We start from the raw sequence: 18884 nt of genomic DNA, 5'->3' as shown, positions 1-18884 counted from the left end.
GCGTCGATTTGTCGTATCGAGTATTCCTTCGGTTCGTCCTCGCCGTGCGTGCGCCTGATTGTCGAGCCCACCCGCCCGGTAGGACGGCCAACGACACAGCGGGCCCGGCAGGTTGCCGGGCCCGCTGTGTGTGGGTGGTGTCAGCGTTGCAGGGTGAGCAGGCCCGGGCGGTAGGGCAGCAGGCCGTAGTCGACGCCGTTGGAGGAGGGCGATCGGCCTTGGTAGAGCAGTTGGAGGTTGCAGGGGTCGACGGTGAAGGTCTGGTCGGCGCTGGTGCGGATCAGTTCGCCGTGGCTGATGTCGTTGGTCCAGGTGGCGCCGCTGTTGGCCTTGCCGGCGAAGGGGTTGCTCTCGGTGGCGGCCTGGGGGGTCCAGGTGCCGTTGAGGCTGGTGGCGGTGAAGGAGCGGAAGTAGCGGCCCTGGCTGCCGATGGCTTCGACGATCATGAGGTAGCGGTTCTGGCCGCGGAGTTTGTACACCTGGGGTGCTTCGAAGAGGTTGTTGGTGCTGTCGCTCATGATCGTGGTGTAGTTCGAGCCGAAGCTGCTGGGGAAGTTCCCGATGGGCATGCTGGCTCGGTAGATCTTGCCGTTGTCGCCGGCGAAGAAGAGGTACATGTTCTGGTCGTCGGCGATGAGGGTCTGGTCGATCGGGCCGGTGCCCGAGCCGGAGATGCTGCCGGTGAACAGGGTCTGGGCGGCGGACCAGCCGTTGGGGTTGGTCGGGTCGGTGGAGGTGCGGTAGGAGAACGCGGGGCCGCCCCACTGGTAGGCCAGGACCCAGATGTTCTTGGGCGCGAAGTAGAACAGGGTGGGTGCGACGGTGCCGCTGTTCATGGTGTTCTGGCTGGCTGAGCCCATCTGGGACCAGTTGCTGAACAGGCCGAAGTTCATCGAGCCCCACCGGGTGCCGAAGTCATGGGTCGTCGCGTAGACGAGTTGCTGGCCGTTGTACGGCGCGACGGTGAAGTCCTTGAGTGACACCCAGCCCGACTTCGGCTGCGCCAGCGCCCCGGTCGACGACCACCGGTACGACGACGGCAGGTTGCACGTGTTCGGCGGCGGGGTCGTGGGCGGCGGCGTGGTGGGCGGCGGCGTGGTCGGAGGGGGAGTCGTGGGCGGCGGGGTGGTCGGAGGCGGGGTCGTGGGCGGCGGAGTGGTGGGCGTCGTGCCCCCGTTGCAGGTCACCCCGTTGAGGGCGAAGCTCGTCGGCGCCGGGTTGCTGCCCGTCCAGGAGCCGTTGAATCCGAACGACGCCGTGCCGTTGGTCGCGATCGAACCGTTGTAGCTCACGTTCCGCGCGGTTACCGCCGCCCCGCTCTGCGTCAGGTCGGTGTTCCACGACTGCGTGATCGTCTGTCCGGCGCTGTACGACCAGGTCAACGTCCAGCTGCTCACCGGATCGCCGAGGTTCGTGATCGTCACGTTGGCCCCGAAGCCGCCCGGCCAGTCGGATGACACGGCGTAGTTCACCGAGCAGCCGGCCGCTGCCGCGCCCGCCGGCAGCGCCACGGCAACCGTCGCCGACGCCAGTAAGGCGACGCCGGCCGAGACGACCCCGATATTGGTCGGTCTGAATATGGTCATCGAGCACCCTCCTGACGGGACGGCGGCCTCCACATTCGTGGGAGTCATTGTTAGGTGAGCGTTAACAGCCGCGTCCGGTATGTTACGGGAGCGCTCCCAAACCATCAACCTCGATGTCTTCAGAGGTGTTCAGCGGCCTCGTCAAGGCCGTGAGCAGGGCTTCCGTGTCCGATCGAGGGTGTCGGCCGCGCGGAGTGGCTGCGTGGGTCGACGCCGGTCGGGCGGTCAAGAAGGCCGGTGGCGGGGCGTCAACGCTGTTATCGATAACATCCGCCGTCACGCCACCTCGTACTCCACCATGAGGACGCCCGTGCTGGTCGGCGTGCAGTCGGCGAGCCGCAGCCGGCGCGGCCGGTCGGACTCCGGGAACAGCCGCTTGCCCGAACCGAGCAGGAGCGGATGCAGGAACAGGCGGTACCCGTCGACCAGGTCGTTGGCGATGAGTTCCCGCACCAGCACCCCGCTGCCCAGCACCGCGACCACACCGTCACCCCGGGACTTCAGGTCGGCGACCGCCGGCACGAGATCCCCGTCCAGCCGCCTGGCGTTCGACCAGGTGAGATCGGTCAGGGTACGGGTGGCGACGTACTTCGGCGTCGCGTTGAGGTGTGCGGCCATCGGGTTGACGTCGGGCTGACTCGGCCAGTAGCCGAGCATCTTCTCGTACGTCCGGCGACCGAAGAGGTATGCCGTGGTCGATCGGAGCCCCTGCACCGCCGCGGTCGCCTGGATCTCGTCGAAGTAGGGCGCGGCCCAACCGCCGTGCTCGAACCCACCGTCGCGGTCCTCGTCCGGAGACCCCAACCCCTGCATGACCCCGTCGAGCGTCACGAACTCGACCACCACCAACCTGCGCATGAGCACACCCTCCGATGAGGCGGGCGGCCCGTCGCCTGCCCGCTCCCCCTCTACACGAACGAGGCGCGGCCGGATCGACATCCGGTCCGGGTGGACACGGCGGGGCGGTCAGAGCCAGATGACGATCCCGGTCAGGTCGTTGAGCACGGCGGCCACGCCCGCCCGGACGGCGGCGGCACAGCGCTCGGCCGTGAACGAGCCCGGGTCGTACGTCGAGGACATGCCGAGCCCCTCGCCGCGGAACGACGCGCCCGCCCAGTCGACGGCGGTGACGTTGTGGGTGGGTTCGGCCAGCTCGGCGCCCACGACCAGGAAATTCTCGTCCAGATGGTTGGGAGTGACAAGCGCCAGCGGATCGATCAGGTCGTTGCCCGCGCTGACGATGAGGTCCGCGTTCATCCCGATCGCCTTGCTGATGCCCGCGACGGCGTCCTGCGGGTCGTCCACGACCACCGTGCGCAGGTCGACGTGCTCGTCGTCGGCCCAACTCCGCACCGCCGCCACGAGGGTCTTGGTGGGGGTGTCCGCGCCGGCGGTCAGCAGCACCACCCGGTAGTCCTTCGACGGGTGTACGCCGGCCCACGATCCGGGCTTCGGCGTGATGGTCGCCTCCGGCGCGGGCGTCGCGGCGGTGTCGACGAATCCCGGCCCGAGCGTGCCGATCGCGCTCGGCGCGGGGTGCGGTTGGGACCAGTCGTCGCCGGAGCCGCAGCCGGCGAGGAGTGCGGCGGTCATGGCCAGCAGGGCGACGGCCGGAAGCGGGGGGCGCAAGGTGATCGTCCTCTTCGATGATGGCGGGCAGGTGCGGGTACGCCTCGTATTCCTATCCCAGATCCGGCGGCCCACAATCCGCGAGCGGTCGGCCCGGGCATTTGTTCTCCATCGGTTCGTCGGCGGGCGGGTTCGTGTTCACCCGCGAGGTGCAGCGTGCACTGGCCAACCGAGGGGAACCGCATGCTGGGGCACATTCGCCGTACCTTTGTCGTCGCCGTTGTCGCATTCGCGGCGACGGTGCTCACGTTCTTCGGTGGGGGCGCGGCGTTCGCGCACGGCTTCTCGTCGACCGTGTACGCGAAAATCTCCGCCGGAGACGAGGGTCACATACGGACCGAATTGGAGCTCGAATACGACCTCCTGGTGGTGTCGGCCGCCGACTCCGGTGACGACGATCCGCTCTTCAAGGTCGGCACCGCCGCCTTCGAGGCGGGTGACCCGGGCGCACAGGCCGCCGCGCTGAACACCCACGCCCCGACAGTCCTGCGTTACGTCGCCGACCGCCTCTCGGTGACCGCCAAGGACGCGCCCTGCCGGCCGACCCAGGTCGGCGACGCCGCGATCGGCGCCCGTGACGGTGTGCCGTACGCGCGCCTGCTGTTCGACTGGACCTGCCCCGAGCGGGTCGCCGAGCACGAGGTGCGCAGCCGCCTCTTCCCGGACGACGAGGCGTACGTCAAGGACACCAAGACGATCGTCACCTACCGGCTCGACGGCCGGTCGGGCAGCGCCGCGCTCGACGCCGCCAACCCGTCCTTCTCCACCGCCCAGACCGCCTACCAGCGGTTCGGGGAGTTCTTCCTGCTCGGGGCCGAGCACCTGCTGTCCGGCATCGACCACATCCTGTTCCTGCTGGCGCTGATCGCCGGGTCCCGGCGGCTGCGCGAGATCGTGCTCGCGGCCACCAGCTTCACCCTGGCGCACTCGGTGACGTTCCTGCTCGCCGCCCTCGGCCTGGTCGACGTGCCCGGAAGGATCGTGGAGCCGGTCATCGCGCTGTCGATCGCCGTCGTGGCCGGCTGGCACCTGTGGGGCCTCTGGCGGCGTGGTGCGCACGCGACGGACCTGGAGCCGGCCGGACGCGGTCACCTGAGCCTGGACCGGCGGGGCTGGATCCGCCTCGGTGTCGTCTTCTGCTTCGGTCTCGTGCACGGGTTGGGCTTCGCGGGCGCGCTCGGCATCGACGAGGCGTGGTCGTGGACGCTGCTGTGGTCGCTGCTGGTGTTCAACGTGGGCATCGAAGTCGTTCAGTTGGCGATTATCGCCGCCATCTTCCCGCTGTTGTTCGTGCTGCGGCGCCGTGCGCCGAAAGCGGGCCTCTGGGCGACCGGTGTGGTTTCCGCAGGGGTGTCCATCATGGGGCTGATCTGGTTTGTTCAGCGCGTCTTCGGGTCCTGAGTACGGCTAACCAGTTCGTGAAGTGCAGCCGTTCGCAAGATCACGTTAATGATCGGTTCACCGGTCGACGAAAGTTTGGATCCGCTTCCCCACGCTCGGGGAAAAGCAATCCATTTCTCTATTCGAAAAGGGAACAATGTCGATGACATTGAGCACCTCGACACGGGCCGCCGGGCCCGTGCGGCGGCGCGTTGTCGCCGGGGTCGTGGCCGGATTCCTGGGAGTGGGCGCGGCCCTCGGCAGCGGTGTGCTGACCGCCGCCAGCGCCGCCGACCCCACCACGGTGTCCGGCATCGTCCTCGGCGTCGGCGCGAACGAGACCCAGCGCATCGTGTCCTGGTACTCCTCGGCCGACACCGCCCAGAAGATCCAGCTCGCCCCGACCTCCGAGATCGTCAACGGGGAGTTTCCGGCCAGCGCGATCAGCTTCGACGCGGTCGGCGCCGCGAACACCTCCACCACCGGCTACAACCGGCACGCCACGATCAGCAACCTGCGGGAGAACACGGCGTACTCGTACCGGGTCGGCGCGGAGGGTAGCTGGTCGCCCACGTACGCCTTCCGGACGCGGGACTTCGAGGGCGACTTCGACTTCCTGTTCTTCGGCGACCCGCAGATCGGCGCCTCCGGCGACGTCGCGCGGGACCAGGCCGGCTGGGCGGAGACCCTGAAGGTCGCCACTGCGGCGAACCCGAACACCGAGCTGCTGGTCTCCGGCGGTGACCACGTCGAGTCCGCGAACAACGAGGCCCAGTGGGACGCGTACCTCTCCCCGGATCAGCTCCGGCAGTACCCGACGGCCGCCACCATCGGTAACCACGACGTCGGTGGCAAGTCCTGGGAGCAGCACCACTTCACCCCGAACACGGACCGCTCGGCCCAGTACTACAACGGGGACCAGTCGACCCGCTCCGGTGGCGACTTCTGGTACATCTACAAGGACGTGCTGTTCATCGACCTGAACAGCAACAGCTACGTCAACCCGACCGACGGCTCCCTGGGCGGCGACGCGGCGCACGTCGCGTACGTCTCGGACATCGTGCAGAAGCACGGCTCCGAGGCGAAGTGGAAGGTGCTGGTCTACCACCACTCCATCTACTCGGCGGCGAGCCACTCCACCGACGCGGACAACAAGAACCGCCGCAAGGACTTCACGACCGCCTTCTCCGATCTCGGCATCGACATGGTGCTGCAGGGCCACGACCACGTCTACACCCGCAGCTACTCCATCAAGAACGGCCAGAAGGATAACCCGGCCGAGAAGCCGGGCGCTGCCGACGTGTTCCCCGGCCCGGGCGGCGTCATCTACGTGACGGCCAACTCGGCCTCCGGCTCGAAGTACTACGACATCAAGAAGCCGGACGGCTCCGGCACCGGCGTCGAGGGCCTCGGCCCGGACCCGCTGAACCCGAGCAACTACTGGTTCAACTCGGTGGAGAACCAGGAGCACGTCCGCAGCTACGTCAAGGTGCAGGTCAAGGCCGACAAGCTGGTGCTCCAGAACGTCCGCAGCGGCACCTGTGCGGCCCCGAACGCGGCCGTCGAGAAGGGGCTGTCCTGCAGCAACACCGCCGAGGGGCAGCCGGTCGGCTCGATCGTCGACAACACCACGATCCACCCGTACCACGGTGACGGGCAGGCCATCCAGGTCAACGTGCCCAACCCGGCGCCGGGTGAGTTCGGCTGGACCATCGACGGCTACAACGGCCTGGTCGACCTGGGTACCGCGCAGGAGCGCAACGGCACCTACTTCGAGGCGACCGGCAAGATCAACCCGATCCTCGTGTCGGACAGCCGTCGCTCGCTCGCCCCGTGGTCGATCTCGGCCAGCGTCGGCGACTTCACCGACGCCGACAAGACCTTCTCCGGCTCGTACCTGGGCTGGACCCCGTACGTCCTCGACGCCGGCGCGGGCGCGACGGCCGGCGCCGCGGTCCTGTCGTCCCTCGACGACCAGGGCAAGGGTCTCTCGGTCTCCAGCGGTCTGGGCGCGGCGGTGCAGGGTCACCCGCGCGGCGGCGCCAAGCTCGGCGCTGACCTGGATCTGAAGATCCCGGACAGCATCGCGAAGGGCAGCTACCGCACCACTCTCACGATCACTGCCCTGAGCAGCTGATCGAGCCTGTTCCACCGGGCGGGGTAGGCACCTTTCGGGCCTACCCCGCCACCGGTTCACCCACTTCCAAGATCACCTCAAGGACCCGAGATGCGACCGCCCGTAACGCGCTGGAAGACCCTGCTCCGTACGTCCGTGCTCACCCTGCTCGCCGTCGTCGCGGCGGCCGGCATCGGCGGCACCGCCCTGGCGGCCGACGGCAACGTCGCCTGGACGGTCCGGACGGCCTCCAACAGCTACGGCGAAGCCCGGTCCAGCTACAGCTACAACGTCAACCCCGGCGGAACCGTCGAGGACGCCATGGTGGTCGCCAACCGCGGCCCGGCACCGCTGACCCTCGCCGTGTACGCCGCCGACGGCTTCACCACCGACGCGGGCCAGCTCGACCTGCTCACCAGAGACAAGAAGTCCGTGGCGGTCGGTGCCTGGGTCAAGCCGAGCGCCGGCAGCGTCGTGATCCAACCCGGGAAGACCGCGCAGGTGCCCTTCACGATCGCCGTTCCCGGCAACGCCACGCCCGGTGACCACGTCGGCGGCATCCTCACCGCGCTGACCCAGACCGACCAGGCCGAGGGCATCAACGTGGACCGTCGCCTCGGCATCCGGATCACCCTGCGGGTCGGCGGCGAGCTGAAGCCGAACCTCGCGGTCGAGAACCTCCACGTCAGGTACGACGGATCGGCCAACCCGGCCGGCAAGGGTGACGCAACCGTCTCCTACACGATCCACAACACCGGTAACGCCGCCCTCTCCGGGAAGCAGTCGGTGTCGGTGTCCGGCCCGTTCGGCGTCCTGCGCGCGCGGGCCGGTGACATCGCCGCGCCGCCGCAGTTGCTCCCGGGCGAGAGCTGGGACGTGACCGTGCCGGTAGCCGGTGTCGCCCCCGCCGTCCGGCTGGCGGCGACCGTCACCGTGACCCCGCTGCTCACCGACGCGTCCGGCTCCACCACACCGCTCAGGCCCATCGAGGCGACGGCACACGGCTGGGCCCTGCCGTGGCCGCTGGTGCTGGTGCTCGTCGTGCTGATCGCCGCCGTCGTCGGGGCGTACCTCTATCGCCGCCGGACCCGGACGCGGCGCAAGGCGCGCGAGGACGCCCGGGTGCGGGACGCCGTCGAGCAGGCGCTGCGCGGCCCGCGGCCGCAGACGTCCTGACCATCCGGCCCGCGCCGCGGCCGGGCCATCGGCCGGAGGAGGCCGGCCAGCCGGTCGCCCTTGTGGGTGAACGGCACTCGGCACCGGCTCGGATCCGTCCGCGAGCCGGCATGCTGCGACGGTGACGCCGGCCCGGAGAGGAAGCCCCCATGGTTGACGCGGACGTGCCAGAGCGGATGCAGGCCGCGGCCTTCGACGAGTTCGGCGGGCCGGAGGTGATCACCCTCCGGAAGCTCCCCGTGCCCGAGGTCGCCGCCGACGAGGTGCTGATCCGGGTCCTGAGCGCCGGCGTCGGGGTGTGGGACGCGTACGAACGGCAGGGCGTGTTCGTGCCCGAGGGCTCGTCCCTCCCGATCGTCCCGGGCTCCGACGGCGCGGGGACCGTCATCGCGGCCGGCGACAAGGTGACCGGCCTCGCGGTCGGCGACCAGGTCTACGTCTCCGCCACCACCCGACCCAAGGGCGGCTTCTACGCCGAGTACGCGGTCGTCAAGGCCGAGTACGCCGCGAAGCTGCCCGACGGCGTACCCGCCGAGCACGCCGGCGCGATGTCCACCGACGCGTTGACCGCGCTGGCCGGCCTGGACACCCTCAGCCTGCCGGCCGGCGCCTGGCTCCTGATCTTCGGCGCGAGCGGCGGTCAGGGCCACCTGGCCGTGCAGTTGGCCAAGCGGCAGGGCCTCAACGTGATCGCGGTGGCCTCCGGCGCGGAGGGCGTGGCGCTGGTGACCCGGCTCGGCGCCGACGTGTCCGTGGACGGCCACGGCGACCTCGACGAGTTGCTCACGACGATCCGGGACGCGGCCCCGCAGGGGGTGGCCGGCATCCTGGCGATGGCCGGGGGCGACACCCTGGACCGACTCACCGAGACACTGTCCGACGGCGGGGTCGTGGCGTACGCCCACGGGGTGCGGCCGGAGCCGAGCGAGCGCCCCGGCATGACGGTTCGGGCGTACGACGGCGTCTCCGACCCGGGACAGTTGCGGCGGCTCAACGAACTCATCGAGGCCGGCCCGTTCGTGGTGCACGTCGCCGAGAAGTTCCCGTTGGGCAAGGTGCGAGAGGCGCACCAGCGCCTGACGACGTCGTACGCCGGAAAGCTCCTGCTGACCGTCGCCTGAGGGTCAGGCGGTGCGCTGCTGCGGCACGCGTACCGACGCCATGCCGGCCGCCGTCGCGGCCCGGATGCCCAGGTCGGTGTCCTCGAAGACCAGGCAGGACTCCGGGGCCACGCCGAGCTGCCGGGCCGCCAGCAGGAACGCCTCCGGGTCGGGCTTGGCCCGCGTGTAGTCCTCGGCGCAGACCAGCACATCGAACCGGTCCAGCAGGTCGAGCGCCTGCAACGAGGCGGTGACCGCGGCCCGGGTGCTGCCGGAGACGACCGCGAACGGCACCCGGCGGTGCGCCTCGTGGATGTGCGCGACCACCTCGGGCACGGCGGTGACCTGCGGCAACAACTCCTGGAAGATGCGCTCGCGGTTCTCGACGACGGTCTCCACCGGCATCGCCAGCCCGTGGCGCTCGTTCAGGGCCACGATGATGTCGGCGGTCGGCCGACCGCCCCAGGCGTAGAACAGGTCCTCCGGGAACTCGCAGCCCCACTCGTCGAGGGCCCGCTGCCAGGCCACGTAGTGCAGCGGCATCGAGTCGACGATGGTGCCGTCGCAGTCGAACAGGTACGCGGCGAACTCACCGGGCGGCAGAGGCAGGGTCACCGGGGAAGGGTACAGCGATCGTGCTCAGTCACCCGTGACGGATGCCAGCCGGCGGCGCAGGTGCGCCGGGCATATCGACACGGCGCCCGCACAATCTCCGAATCGTCAGGGACGCGTCGCTCGCGCCGAGTCGATCCGTGCGTCACGCCGGTCGAACCGCCGTTCGTACCAGGTCACCGCGATCAGGAAGAGGGTCAGCACACCGAGCGCGGTCAACGGCGCGAGGGTACGGCCGACCGGCAGCAGGGCCAGTGGCAGCAGCGCCGCGACGACCTGTGTCGGATGCACGGCGCGTACCGTCAGCCGCCGGAGCGCCAGCCTGCTGAGCAGGTAGGCGGTCACGCCCCCGTAGAGGGCGCCCGCGGCCTCCCAGCCCAACGGGCCCGTGTCGGAGGGCTCCTCGGAGAGCCGACCGATCACCTCCTCGATACCGAGCGCGAAGTAGATGGCGCCGACGATCAGCGGAGAGTGCCCGATGCCGTACGCGTCGCCGGCCACGTCGGCGCGTCGCTCGTCCGGCACGTCGCTGATGGCCTGCCGCGCGGCGGGCGCCAGCCGGTCGAAGTAGAGCCACCACAGGCAGATCGTGCTGACGAGGCCGAGTAGCGCGGCCGCCACCGCCGCGCCGACCGGCGCCATCGTCCGTGGCCCCGCGCCGGCGGAGATCAGCGACTCGCCGAGGGCGATGATGAGCACCAGGCCGTACCGCTCGGTGAAGTGGTCCACGCTGCGCAGTTGCCAGGGGTGGAAGGTGGACGCGAGCCGCGCGCCGCCGATGTCCACCAGGAGCGCGGCCGTCCAGAGCGCGGTCTGGGCGGTCCCGCCCAGCAGCGCCCCGCCGACCAGTGGAAACCACGCCAGCACCACGGGCACGCTGAAGGAGCGCAGCGTCGGGCGCAGCGACGGGATCGTCACGCTCACCCAGGCGAGGATCACGAGCTGCACCGCCCGGACGACCACGTACGCGAGCGCGAGCATCAGCGGCGCGTCGAGGAGGCCCGGACCCTGTCGCCACGCGTCCGGCAACACCAGCGCGGCCACGAAGATAGCCGCCATCGCGACCAGGGTCGCGCCGCGGACCACACCGACGTCCGCGCGGACGAGGTTGCCCACCCAGGTGTACGGCCCCCAGGAGTAGAGCAGCAGCAGGAGCAGGAGCAGTCCCTGGGCCAGCGTGAGCAGCGCGGTCGGCGGCTGCGCCATGAACGCGATGACCCGGGTGAGCGCGAAGACGAAGACCAGGTCGAAGAAGATCTCGAACATCGTCGTCCGATGCGCGACGGCCGCCACCACCGGACGAATACCCCTCATCCTGGCATTCTGCGCCCTCGGTGGACCGTCTCGGGTCTCCCCGTCCCAACGGGAAGACCCGAGACGACCGGGTCAGGCCGGCGCTTCCGTCCGGCGCCGGGTCCGCTCGGCCCGCCGGCGCACCTGTTGGTACGTCCCGGTCAGCCCCATCGCCCGCCGTACCTCCGTCACGGTCTGCCGTACCTCCTGCCGGGTCCGCTCGGTGCCCTCGACGATCAGCCGGTCGACGAGCCCCCGGTCGGCCTCGATCGCCGCCCGCCGCTCCCGGATCGGCGTCAGGAACGTCTCCAGCGCCTCGACCAGCCGCTCCTTGACCTCGACGTCACCGACCTGCCCGGCCCGGTAACGCCGGGCCAGGTCGGCCACCTCGGCACGGTCCGGGTTGAACACCTCGTGGTACGCGAAGACCGGGTTGCCCTCCACCGTTCCCGGCACGTCCGCCCGTACCCGGTTCGGGTCGGTGTACATCCCGCGCACCTTCCGACGCACGGTGGCCGTGTCGTCGGACAGCGCGATGGTGTTTCCCCGGCTCTTGCTCATCTTGGCGACGCCGTCGGTGCCCACCAGGCTGGGGTTGTCGGCCGGGATCAGCTCGGGCACCGGGAAGACCGGCCCGTACAGGTGGTTGAACCGGCGGGCGATCTCCCGGGTCACCTCGACGTGCGCGGCGTTGTCCCGGCCGACCGGGACCACCTCGCCCTTCACGCAGAGGATGTCCGCGGCCTGGAGCACCGGGTACCCGAGCAGCCCGTACGGCATCTCCTCCTTGCCGGCGTCCCGGGCCATGTCCTTGAGCGACGGCACCCGTTCCAGGCGGGGCACGGTCACCAGGTTCTGCAGGAGGGTGTTCAGGTCGCCGACCTCGGGAATCGCCGACTGGAGGTAGAACGTGGCCCGGGACGGATCCACGCCGGCGGCGAGGATGTCGGTGACCATCTCGCGGGCGTTACCGGAAACCTGGTCGATGTCCTCCCGCCGGTTGCGGGTGGTGAGCATGTGCAGGTCCGCGATGATGAAGAAGCTCTCGTAGCGCTGGTGCAGCCGCACCCGGTTGGCGATGCTGCCGACGTAGTGGCCGAGGTGCAGGCGGCCGGTGGGCCGGTCGCCGGTGAGCATGCGGGCGAGGGACATGGCGGTGTGCCTTTCGTGCGGGAAGGTGGGTCACGCGTGGGCGCGCGCCGAGCGGGGCGGAGTCGCCCCCTCGGTCAGCGGAGAACAGGGCTCAGCGAGCCGTCCGCCATCGCGCGCCGGCGCGGTACCGCAGACCGCCGGCACGGAGTACGTCCAGAAGTTGCTCACGGCCGTCGCCGGAGCTGGTCGGGGACGTGGGCAGGGCACCGCGGGCGACCGCGTCGACCACGTCGACCGCCTCCGTTACGCAACTGCCCGTCCGGACCACGAGCTCAGATTACCCGTGGGGCCGATCCCGGGGGTGGCACGTGCAAGTCCGCGTAGTACCTGCCGACGCGGTCCCGGTACTCCGGATCGAACGAGCCCGGGTCGAATGGCGGCGCATCCTTGATCTCCTGCCGGGTCCGGTCGACGTGTACGACGCGGTCCAGGTGGTCGACCCGCTCCACCGTGCCCGCCGGCACCAGCACCTTCCGGCCGAGGATCCACGGTCCGGTGTCCACCACCAGGTGCCCGGCATCCGCCTCGTCGCTGGCCTCGTCGATCGTGCCGATCCGTCCGTCGCGGGCCTGCACCTGGTAGCCGACGAGGTCGACCGGGGTACCGGGACCGGGAGCGTCCGGGCCGTCGTGCCCGCCGTCCGGCTCCTGAGAGGGGCCGGTCGAGGGGGTGGTCTCGGTGTATCCGCCGGCCAGGGCCGACGGATCGCGCCAGGCCCAGGGATTGAAGATCGAGGGTTGCACGGGTCACCTCCGGGGGACGGCATCGCCTGTCCCCCGACTCAGTGCCCAGCCCGCCGACGCCGGAAACGAGGGGCCTGCTCCTTCAGGACGGCCATCGGCGTCCGGATCGGCGGTGGGCAGGTCCGCTGACATACTCGGCAGTCATGGTGTTGTCGCGGGGATGGTCCGCCTTCCTGGTCGGGGTCGGCGTCTGGACCTGGGTGATCTGGCCGAGGTTCGCGGTCGCCATCTGGCAGGACCCACGGTCGTGGGCGTCGGCCACGGTGGGCGAGGGCGCACCGACCAGCTTCCTGTGGGTACACGCGCTCCTGATCGCCGCGTCGCTGGCCATCGGTACGACGGCCGGCGTGCTCGGCGTCCGTGGCTGGCTGGCCGCCCGGCGCAGTGGAAAACCCTGAGCTGCGGAAACACGTATCGGGGCGGGAGTGTGACGCGGGACGCTACCCCCCGATTTGACGATCAAACCCACGGACGCGTAACTTTCTCTCTGCCAGCGCGGAACGGGGCAAACGGGACGAAAGTCCGGAGGCCACGAACCGGGCCGGCAGCCGGGCCAGACAGGGGTTCGCTCCTGGAGGCGCGGTTCGGGCGGTGCTCAGCCGATCTGCCGGGAGGCGGATTTGGTGCGGCGAAACCGACCGGGTAAGGTTTACGACCGGCAGGGCACCGGGCGCGACTGTGGGAGACCGCAGCGGCCGGTTCTGCCAAATCCGACGACCTGACGCAGTGGTTCGCTGCTGCGTGAGTACGTCGGGACCAACCCGCACGAAGCACGACAGACCGGGACACACCGGTTTGACACGGCCGAGACGGTGAGGTAACGTAGTAAAAGTGCCCGGCGCGAGAGCGGCGGACACGCGGAACGAAAAGCCCCGGGATGGGGCCCACGGATGTGGGTCGTTGATCGGTGTGTGGTTGTTCTTTGAGAACTCAACAGGGTGCTTGTAAAGCCAGTGCCAATTATGATTTATACCCCGGACTGGTCAGGCCTTTGGTTTGGCTGGTTGGGATTCCTTTGGCAACATTTTGTTGTCAGGGTTTGCTGTTCAACTAATTTTTTGTTGGAGAGTTTGATCCTGGCTCAGGACGAACGCTGGCGGCGTGCTTAACACATGCAAGTCGAGCGGAAAGGCCCTTCGGGGTACTCGAGCGGCGAACGGGTGAGTAACACGTGAGCAACCTGCCCCAAGCTTTGGGATAACCCTCGGAAACGGGGGCTAATACCGAATATTACTTCTGGCCGCATGGCTGGGGGTGGAAAGTTTTTCGGCTTGGGATGGGCTCGCGGCCTATCAGCTTGTTGGTGGGGTGATGGCCTACCAAGGCGACGACGGGTAGCCGGCCTGAGAGGGCGACCGGCCACACTGGGACTGAGACACGGCCCAGACTCCTACGGGAGGCAGCAGTGGGGAATATTGCACAATGGGCGGAAGCCTGATGCAGCGACGCCGCGTGAGGGATGACGGCCTTCGGGTTGTAAACCTCTTTCAGCAGGGACGAAGCGGAAGTGACGGTACCTGCAGAAGAAGCGCCGGCCAACTACGTGCCAGCAGCCGCGGTAAGACGTAGGGCGCGAGCGTTGTCCGGATTTATTGGGCGTAAAGAGCTCGTAGGCGGCTTGTCGCGTCGACCGTGAAAACTTGGGGCTCAACCCCAAGCCTGCGGTCGATACGGGCAGGCTAGAGTTCGGTAGGGGAGACTGGAATTCCTGGTGTAGCGGTGAAATGCGCAGATATCAGGAGGAACACCGGTGGCGAAGGCGGGTCTCTGGGCCGATACTGACGCTGAGGAGCGAAAGCGTGGGGAGCGAACAGGATTAGATACCCTGGTAGTCCACGCTGTAAACGTTGGGCGCTAGGTGTGGGGGGCCTCTCCGGTTCCCTGTGCCGCAGCTAACGCATTAAGCGCCCCGCCTGGGGAGTACGGCCGCAAGGCTAAAACTCAAAGGAATTGACGGGGGCCCGCACAAGCGGCGGAGCATGCGGATTAATTCGATGCAACGCGAAGAACCTTACCTGGGTTTGACATGGCCGCAAAACCTCCAGAGATGGGGGGTCCTTCGGGGGCGGTCACAGGTGGTGCATGGCTGTCGTCAGCTCGTGTCGTGAGATGTTGGGTTAAGTCCCGCAACGAGCGCAACCCTCGTTCGATGTTGCCAGCGCGTTATGGCGGGGACTCATCGAAGACTGCCGGGGTCAACTCGGAGGAAGGTGGGGATGACGTCAAGTCATCATGCCCCTTATGTCCAGGGCTTCACGCATGCTACAATGGCCGGTACAATGGGCTGCGATACCGTGAGGTGGAGCGAATCCCAAAAAGCCGGTCTCAGTTCGGATCGGGGTCTGCAACTCGACCCCGTGAAGTCGGAGTCGCTAGTAATCGCAGATCAGCAACGCTGCGGTGAATACGTTCCCGGGCCTTGTACACACCGCCCGTCACGTCACGAAAGTCGGCAACACCCGAAGCCGGTGGCCCAACCCTTGTGGAGGGAGCCGTCGAAGGTGGGGCTGGCGATTGGGACGAAGTCGTAACAAGGTAGCCGTACCGGAAGGTGCGGCTGGATCACCTCCTTTCTAAGGAGCACCATCCGGTGAAAGCCGGTATGGAGCCCGCGGCCCGCGAATGTCGGGTCGGGGTGCTCAATGGCGGAGACACTGGCAAGTTGGATGCCGGCAACGGTCTCGGATGTCTAGTACACGCTCTTTCGAGTGCAGGAACGACGGATGTGATGCGGCTGGGGTCTGGCGTTAGCACCCTGTTGGGTCCTGAAAGAACAACCGGTGGTTGTCTTTCAGAGCCGTTGCTCGAGGTGAGAGTCCTCGGGTTGGCGCCAGGCATGGCCTGGCCTCGCATACCGGTCACGGTGGTGATGTTGGTGTGGGGCTTGTGGGTTGTGGGTTGGTTGTTTGTTGAGAATTGCACAGTGGACGCGAGCATCTTTGTGGTCAAGTTGTCAAGGGCGAACGGTGGATGCCTTGGCACCAGGAGCCGATGAAGGACGTGGGAGGCCGCGATAGGCCTGGGGGAGCTGTCAACCGAGCTGTGATCCCAGGGTGTCCGAATGGGGAAACCTGGCACCAGTCATGTGGTGTCACCCACACCTGAACACATAGGGTGTGTGGAGGGAACGCGGGGAAGTGAAACATCTCAGTACCCGTAGGAAGAGAAAACAATTTAGTGATTCCGTGAGTAGTGGCGAGCGAAAGCGGATTGAGGCTAAACCGGCTGCGTGTGATACCTGTCAGGGGTTGCGTGGTCGGGGTTGTGGGACCCCGCTGAGTGTACTGACATGCGCTCGAGGAGTTATAAAGCCAGCTGCTAGCCGAATGGTGTGGAAAAGCCAACCGTAGGCGGTGATAGTCCGGTAGGTGAAAGTGGCTGGTCTTCTGTGGGTGTTCCCGAGTAGCGGCGGACCCCTGAAATCTGCCGTGAATCTGCCAGGACCACCTGGTAAGCCTAAATACTTCCTGGTGACCGATAGCGGACGAGTACCGTGAGGGAATGGTGAAAAGTACCCCGGGAGGGGAGTGAAATAGTACCTGAAACCGTTCGCCTACAATCCGTCGGAGCCTTGCGGGGTGACGGCGTGCCTTTTGAAGAATGAGCCTGCGAGTTAGTGGCATGTGGCGAGGTTAACCCGTGTGGGGGAGCCGTAGCGAAAGCGAGTCTGAATAGGGCGATCGTAGTCGCATGCTCTAGACCCGAAGCGGAGTGATCTAGCCATGGGCAGGCTGAAGCGCGGGTAAGACCGCGTGGAGGGCCGAACCCACCAACGTTGAAAAGTTGGGGGATGACCTGTGGTTAGGGGTGAAAGGCCAATCAAACTCCGTGATAGCTGGTTCTCCCCGAAATGCATTTAGGTGCAGCGTCGCGTGTTTCTTGCCGGAGGTAGAGCACTGGATGGTCTAGGGGGCCCACAAGCTTACCGAAATCAGCCAAACTCCGAATGCCGGTAAGTGAGAGCGCGGCAGTGAGACTGCGGGGGATAAGCTTCGTAGTCGAGAGGGAAACAGCCCAGATCACCAGCTAAGGCCCCTAAGCGTGTGCTAAGTGGAAAAGGATGTGGGGTCGCATAGACAACCAGGAGGTTGGCTTAGAAGCAGCCACCCTTTAAAGAGTGCGTAATAGCTCACTGGTCAAGTGGTTCCGCGCCGACAATGTAGCGGGGCTCAAGCACACCGCCGAAGCTGTGGCATTCACATTTTTACTTCGCGGCGCCTTGATGTGCCGTGCAGGTGTGTGGATGGGTAGGGGAGCGTCGTGCCGGGGGTGAAGCAGCGGGGTGACCCAGTTGTGGACGCGGCACGAGTGAGAATGCAGGCATGAGTAGCGAAAGAAGGGTGAGAAACCCTTCCGCCGGATGACCAAGGGTTCCAGGGCCAGGCTAATCCGCCCTGGGTGAGTCGGGACCTAAGGCGAGGCCGAGAGGCGTAGTCGATGGACAACGGGTTGATATTCCCGTACCCGCGAAAGAGCGTCCCTGATGAACCTCGTTGTGCTAACCACCCGAACCAGCTGATGTCTTCGGACGGATGGTGGGGAGCGTGGGAACCTGGCGGGTAGTAGTCAAGCGATGGGGTGACGCAGGAAGGTAGCTGAGCCCGGCCGGTGGTTGTGCCGGGGTAAGCGTGTAGGCCGTGCCATAGGCAAATCCGTGGCGCATGGAGGCTGAGACGTGATGCCGAGCCGATTCAGGTGAAGTCAGTGATCCTATGCTGCCGAGAAAAGCCTCTAGCGAGTTCTTAGCGGCCCGTACCCCAAACCGACACAGGTGGTCAGGTAGAGAATACCGAGGCGATCGGGCGAACTGTGGTTAAGGAACTCGGCAAATTGCCCCCGTAACTTAGGGAGAAGGGGGGCCGGAGACGTGAAGCCCCGCGCGGGTGGAGCGTTGTATGGCCGCAGAGAGCAGGGGGAAGCGACTGTTTACTAAAAACACAGGTCCATGCGAAGAAGTAATTCGATGTATATGGACTGACGCCTGCCCGGTGCTGGAACGTTAAGGGGACCTGTTAGCTCTTTTGGGGCGAAGCGGAGAACTTAAGCGCCAGTAAACGGCGGTGGTAACTATAACCATCCTAAGGTAGCGAAATTCCTTGTCGGGTAAGTTCCGACCTGCACGAATGGCGTAACGACTTCCCCACTGTCTCAACCACAGGCCCGGCGAAATTGCAGTACGAGTAAAGATGCTCGTTACGCGCGGCAGGACGGAAAGACCCCGGGACCTTTACTATAGCTTGACATTGGTACTTGAGTTAGCTTGTGTAGGATAGGTGGGAGCCGGTGAAGCTCATACGCCAGTATGGGTGGAGGCAATCTTGAAATACCACTCTGGTTGATTTGGGTATCTAACTTCGGACCGTTATCCGGTTCAGGGACAGTGTCTGGTGGGTAGTTTAACTGGGGCGGTTGCCTCCTAAAGGGTAACGGAGGCGCCCAAAGGTTCCCTCAGCCTGGTTGGCAATCAGGTGTTGAGTGCAAGTACACAAGGGAGCTTGACTGTGAGACTGACAGGTCGAGCAGGGACGAAAGTCGGGACTAGTGATCCGGCACTTGCGAGTGGAAGCGGTGTCGCTCAACGGATAAAAGGTACCCCGGGGATAACAGGCTGATCTTCCCCAAGAGTCCATATCGACGGGATGGTTTGGCACCTCGATGTCGGCTCGTCGCATCCTGGGGCTGTAGCAGGTCCCAAGGGTTGGGCTGTTCGCCCATTAAAGCGGTACGCGAGCTGGGTTTAGAACGTCGTGAGACAGTTCGGTCCCTATCCGCCGTGCGCGTAGGATACTTGAGAAGGGCTGTCCCTAGTACGAGAGGACCGGGACGGACGAACCTCTGGTGTGCCAGTTGTCCCGCCAGGGGCACGGCTGGTTAGCTACGTTCGGAAGGGATAACCGCTGAAAGCATCTAAGCGGGAAGCCTGCTTCAAGATGAGGTATCCCACCCACCTTTGGTGGGGTAAGGCCCCCAGCTAGACGACTGGGTTGATAGGCCGGAAATGTAAGCCCGGTAACGGGTTCAGTTGACCGGTACTAATAGGCCGAGGACTTGACTACTAAGCTGCTACGCGTCCACTGTGCAACTCTGAACAAACACC

Annotated in this window: 12 protein-coding genes and 2 rRNA genes; 7 read left to right on the top strand and 7 right to left on the bottom strand. The window is 66.7% G+C overall.

Features of this window, described 5'->3' with window-relative positions:
• Positions 1-140: 140 nt before the first annotated feature.
• The 3 genes from ACN263_RS29025 to ACN263_RS29015 form a co-directional block, all read right to left on the bottom strand.
• Complete coding sequence (locus tag ACN263_RS29025) at positions 141-1586, bottom strand: non-reducing end alpha-L-arabinofuranosidase family hydrolase (RefSeq protein ID WP_422737388.1); 1446 nt, start codon at positions 1584-1586, stop codon at positions 141-143.
• Positions 1587-1862: 276 nt separating this feature from the next.
• The gene (locus ACN263_RS29020; protein ID WP_422737387.1) at positions 1863-2444 is read right to left on the bottom strand and encodes a dihydrofolate reductase family protein; all 582 of its coding nucleotides are present in this window, start codon (positions 2442-2444) and stop codon (positions 1863-1865) included.
• A gap of 108 nt (positions 2445-2552) precedes the next feature.
• Positions 2553-3215, bottom strand: coding sequence for a hypothetical protein (locus ACN263_RS29015; protein ID WP_422737386.1), 663 nt, complete (start codon positions 3213-3215; stop codon positions 2553-2555).
• Positions 3216-3398: 183 nt separating this feature from the next.
• Between ACN263_RS29015 and ACN263_RS29010 the strand changes: the two genes are divergently transcribed.
• The 4 genes from ACN263_RS29010 to ACN263_RS28995 all read left to right on the top strand — a co-directional run bounded on the left by ACN263_RS29010 (position 3399) and on the right by ACN263_RS28995 (position 9008).
• Positions 3399-4616, top strand: coding sequence for a HupE/UreJ family protein (locus tag ACN263_RS29010; RefSeq protein WP_422737385.1), 1218 nt, complete (start codon positions 3399-3401; stop codon positions 4614-4616).
• 142 nt (positions 4617-4758) lie between these two features.
• A complete protein-coding gene (locus ACN263_RS29005) occupies positions 4759-6732 on the top strand; it encodes a fibronectin type III domain-containing protein (protein ID WP_422737384.1) in 1974 nt (657 codons plus the stop codon).
• A gap of 90 nt (positions 6733-6822) precedes the next feature.
• Complete coding sequence (locus ACN263_RS29000; RefSeq protein WP_422737383.1) at positions 6823-7887, top strand: WxL protein peptidoglycan domain-containing protein; 1065 nt, start codon at positions 6823-6825, stop codon at positions 7885-7887.
• Positions 7888-8036: 149 nt separating this feature from the next.
• Complete coding sequence (locus ACN263_RS28995; protein WP_422737382.1) at positions 8037-9008, top strand: quinone oxidoreductase family protein; 972 nt, start codon at positions 8037-8039, stop codon at positions 9006-9008.
• 3 nt (positions 9009-9011) lie between these two features.
• On the opposite strand, the gene ACN263_RS28990 is transcribed toward ACN263_RS28995, so the two are convergent.
• The 4 genes from ACN263_RS28990 to ACN263_RS28975 all read right to left on the bottom strand — a co-directional run bounded on the left by ACN263_RS28990 (position 9012) and on the right by ACN263_RS28975 (position 12787).
• The gene (locus tag ACN263_RS28990; protein WP_422737381.1) at positions 9012-9602 is read right to left on the bottom strand and encodes an HAD family hydrolase; all 591 of its coding nucleotides are present in this window, start codon (positions 9600-9602) and stop codon (positions 9012-9014) included.
• A 105-nt stretch (positions 9603-9707) separates the two neighbouring features.
• Complete coding sequence (locus ACN263_RS28985; protein ID WP_422737380.1) at positions 9708-10913, bottom strand: low temperature requirement protein A; 1206 nt, start codon at positions 10911-10913, stop codon at positions 9708-9710.
• 72 nt (positions 10914-10985) lie between these two features.
• Positions 10986-12044, bottom strand: a complete 1059-nt coding sequence (gene trpS, locus ACN263_RS28980; protein ID WP_422737379.1) for a tryptophan--tRNA ligase — start codon at positions 12042-12044, stop codon at positions 10986-10988.
• 272 nt (positions 12045-12316) lie between these two features.
• The gene (locus ACN263_RS28975) at positions 12317-12787 is read right to left on the bottom strand and encodes a PRC-barrel domain-containing protein (RefSeq protein WP_422737378.1); all 471 of its coding nucleotides are present in this window, start codon (positions 12785-12787) and stop codon (positions 12317-12319) included.
• 143 nt (positions 12788-12930) lie between these two features.
• Here ACN263_RS28975 and ACN263_RS28970 point away from each other — a divergent pair, with 143 nt between their 5' ends.
• The 3 genes from ACN263_RS28970 to ACN263_RS28960 all read left to right on the top strand — a co-directional run bounded on the left by ACN263_RS28970 (position 12931) and on the right by ACN263_RS28960 (position 18843).
• Positions 12931-13185, top strand: a complete 255-nt coding sequence (locus ACN263_RS28970) for an SCO4848 family membrane protein (protein ID WP_422737377.1) — start codon at positions 12931-12933, stop codon at positions 13183-13185.
• Between the two features lie 660 nt (positions 13186-13845).
• Positions 13846-15360: ribosomal RNA gene (locus ACN263_RS28965) — 16S ribosomal RNA — on the top strand.
• Between the two features lie 370 nt (positions 15361-15730).
• Positions 15731-18843, top strand: a 23S ribosomal RNA gene (locus ACN263_RS28960).
• The 16S and 23S rRNA genes sit together here, the layout of an rRNA operon.
• The last annotated feature ends 41 nt before the right edge of the window (positions 18844-18884 follow it).

It is taken from the genome of Micromonospora sp. WMMD729, from assembly GCF_049315225.1.
GTDB lineage: Bacteria > Actinomycetota > Actinomycetes > Mycobacteriales > Micromonosporaceae > Micromonospora.
Note: the sequence above shows the minus strand (reverse complement) of the source record. Positions and strands in the feature narration are given on the sequence as shown.

Excerpts from the sequence above, each read along its gene's own strand:
- ACN263_RS29020 (WP_422737387.1), bottom strand. The coding sequence starts at position 2,444 with ATGCGCAGGTTGGTGGTGGTCGAGTTCGTGACGCTCGACGGGGTCATG.
- ACN263_RS28970 (WP_422737377.1), top strand. The coding sequence starts at position 12,931 with ATGGTGTTGTCGCGGGGATGGTCCGCCTTCCTGGTCGGGGTCGGCGTC.
- ACN263_RS28985 (WP_422737380.1), bottom strand. The coding sequence starts at position 10,913 with ATGAGGGGTATTCGTCCGGTGGTGGCGGCCGTCGCGCATCGGACGACG.
- ACN263_RS29005 (WP_422737384.1), top strand. The coding sequence starts at position 4,759 with ATGACATTGAGCACCTCGACACGGGCCGCCGGGCCCGTGCGGCGGCGC.
- trpS (WP_422737379.1), bottom strand. The coding sequence starts at position 12,044 with ATGTCCCTCGCCCGCATGCTCACCGGCGACCGGCCCACCGGCCGCCTG.
- ACN263_RS29000 (WP_422737383.1), top strand. The coding sequence starts at position 6,823 with ATGCGACCGCCCGTAACGCGCTGGAAGACCCTGCTCCGTACGTCCGTG.
- ACN263_RS29025 (WP_422737388.1), bottom strand. The coding sequence starts at position 1,586 with ATGACCATATTCAGACCGACCAATATCGGGGTCGTCTCGGCCGGCGTC.
- ACN263_RS29010 (WP_422737385.1), top strand. The coding sequence starts at position 3,399 with ATGCTGGGGCACATTCGCCGTACCTTTGTCGTCGCCGTTGTCGCATTC.
- ACN263_RS28995 (WP_422737382.1), top strand. The coding sequence starts at position 8,037 with ATGGTTGACGCGGACGTGCCAGAGCGGATGCAGGCCGCGGCCTTCGAC.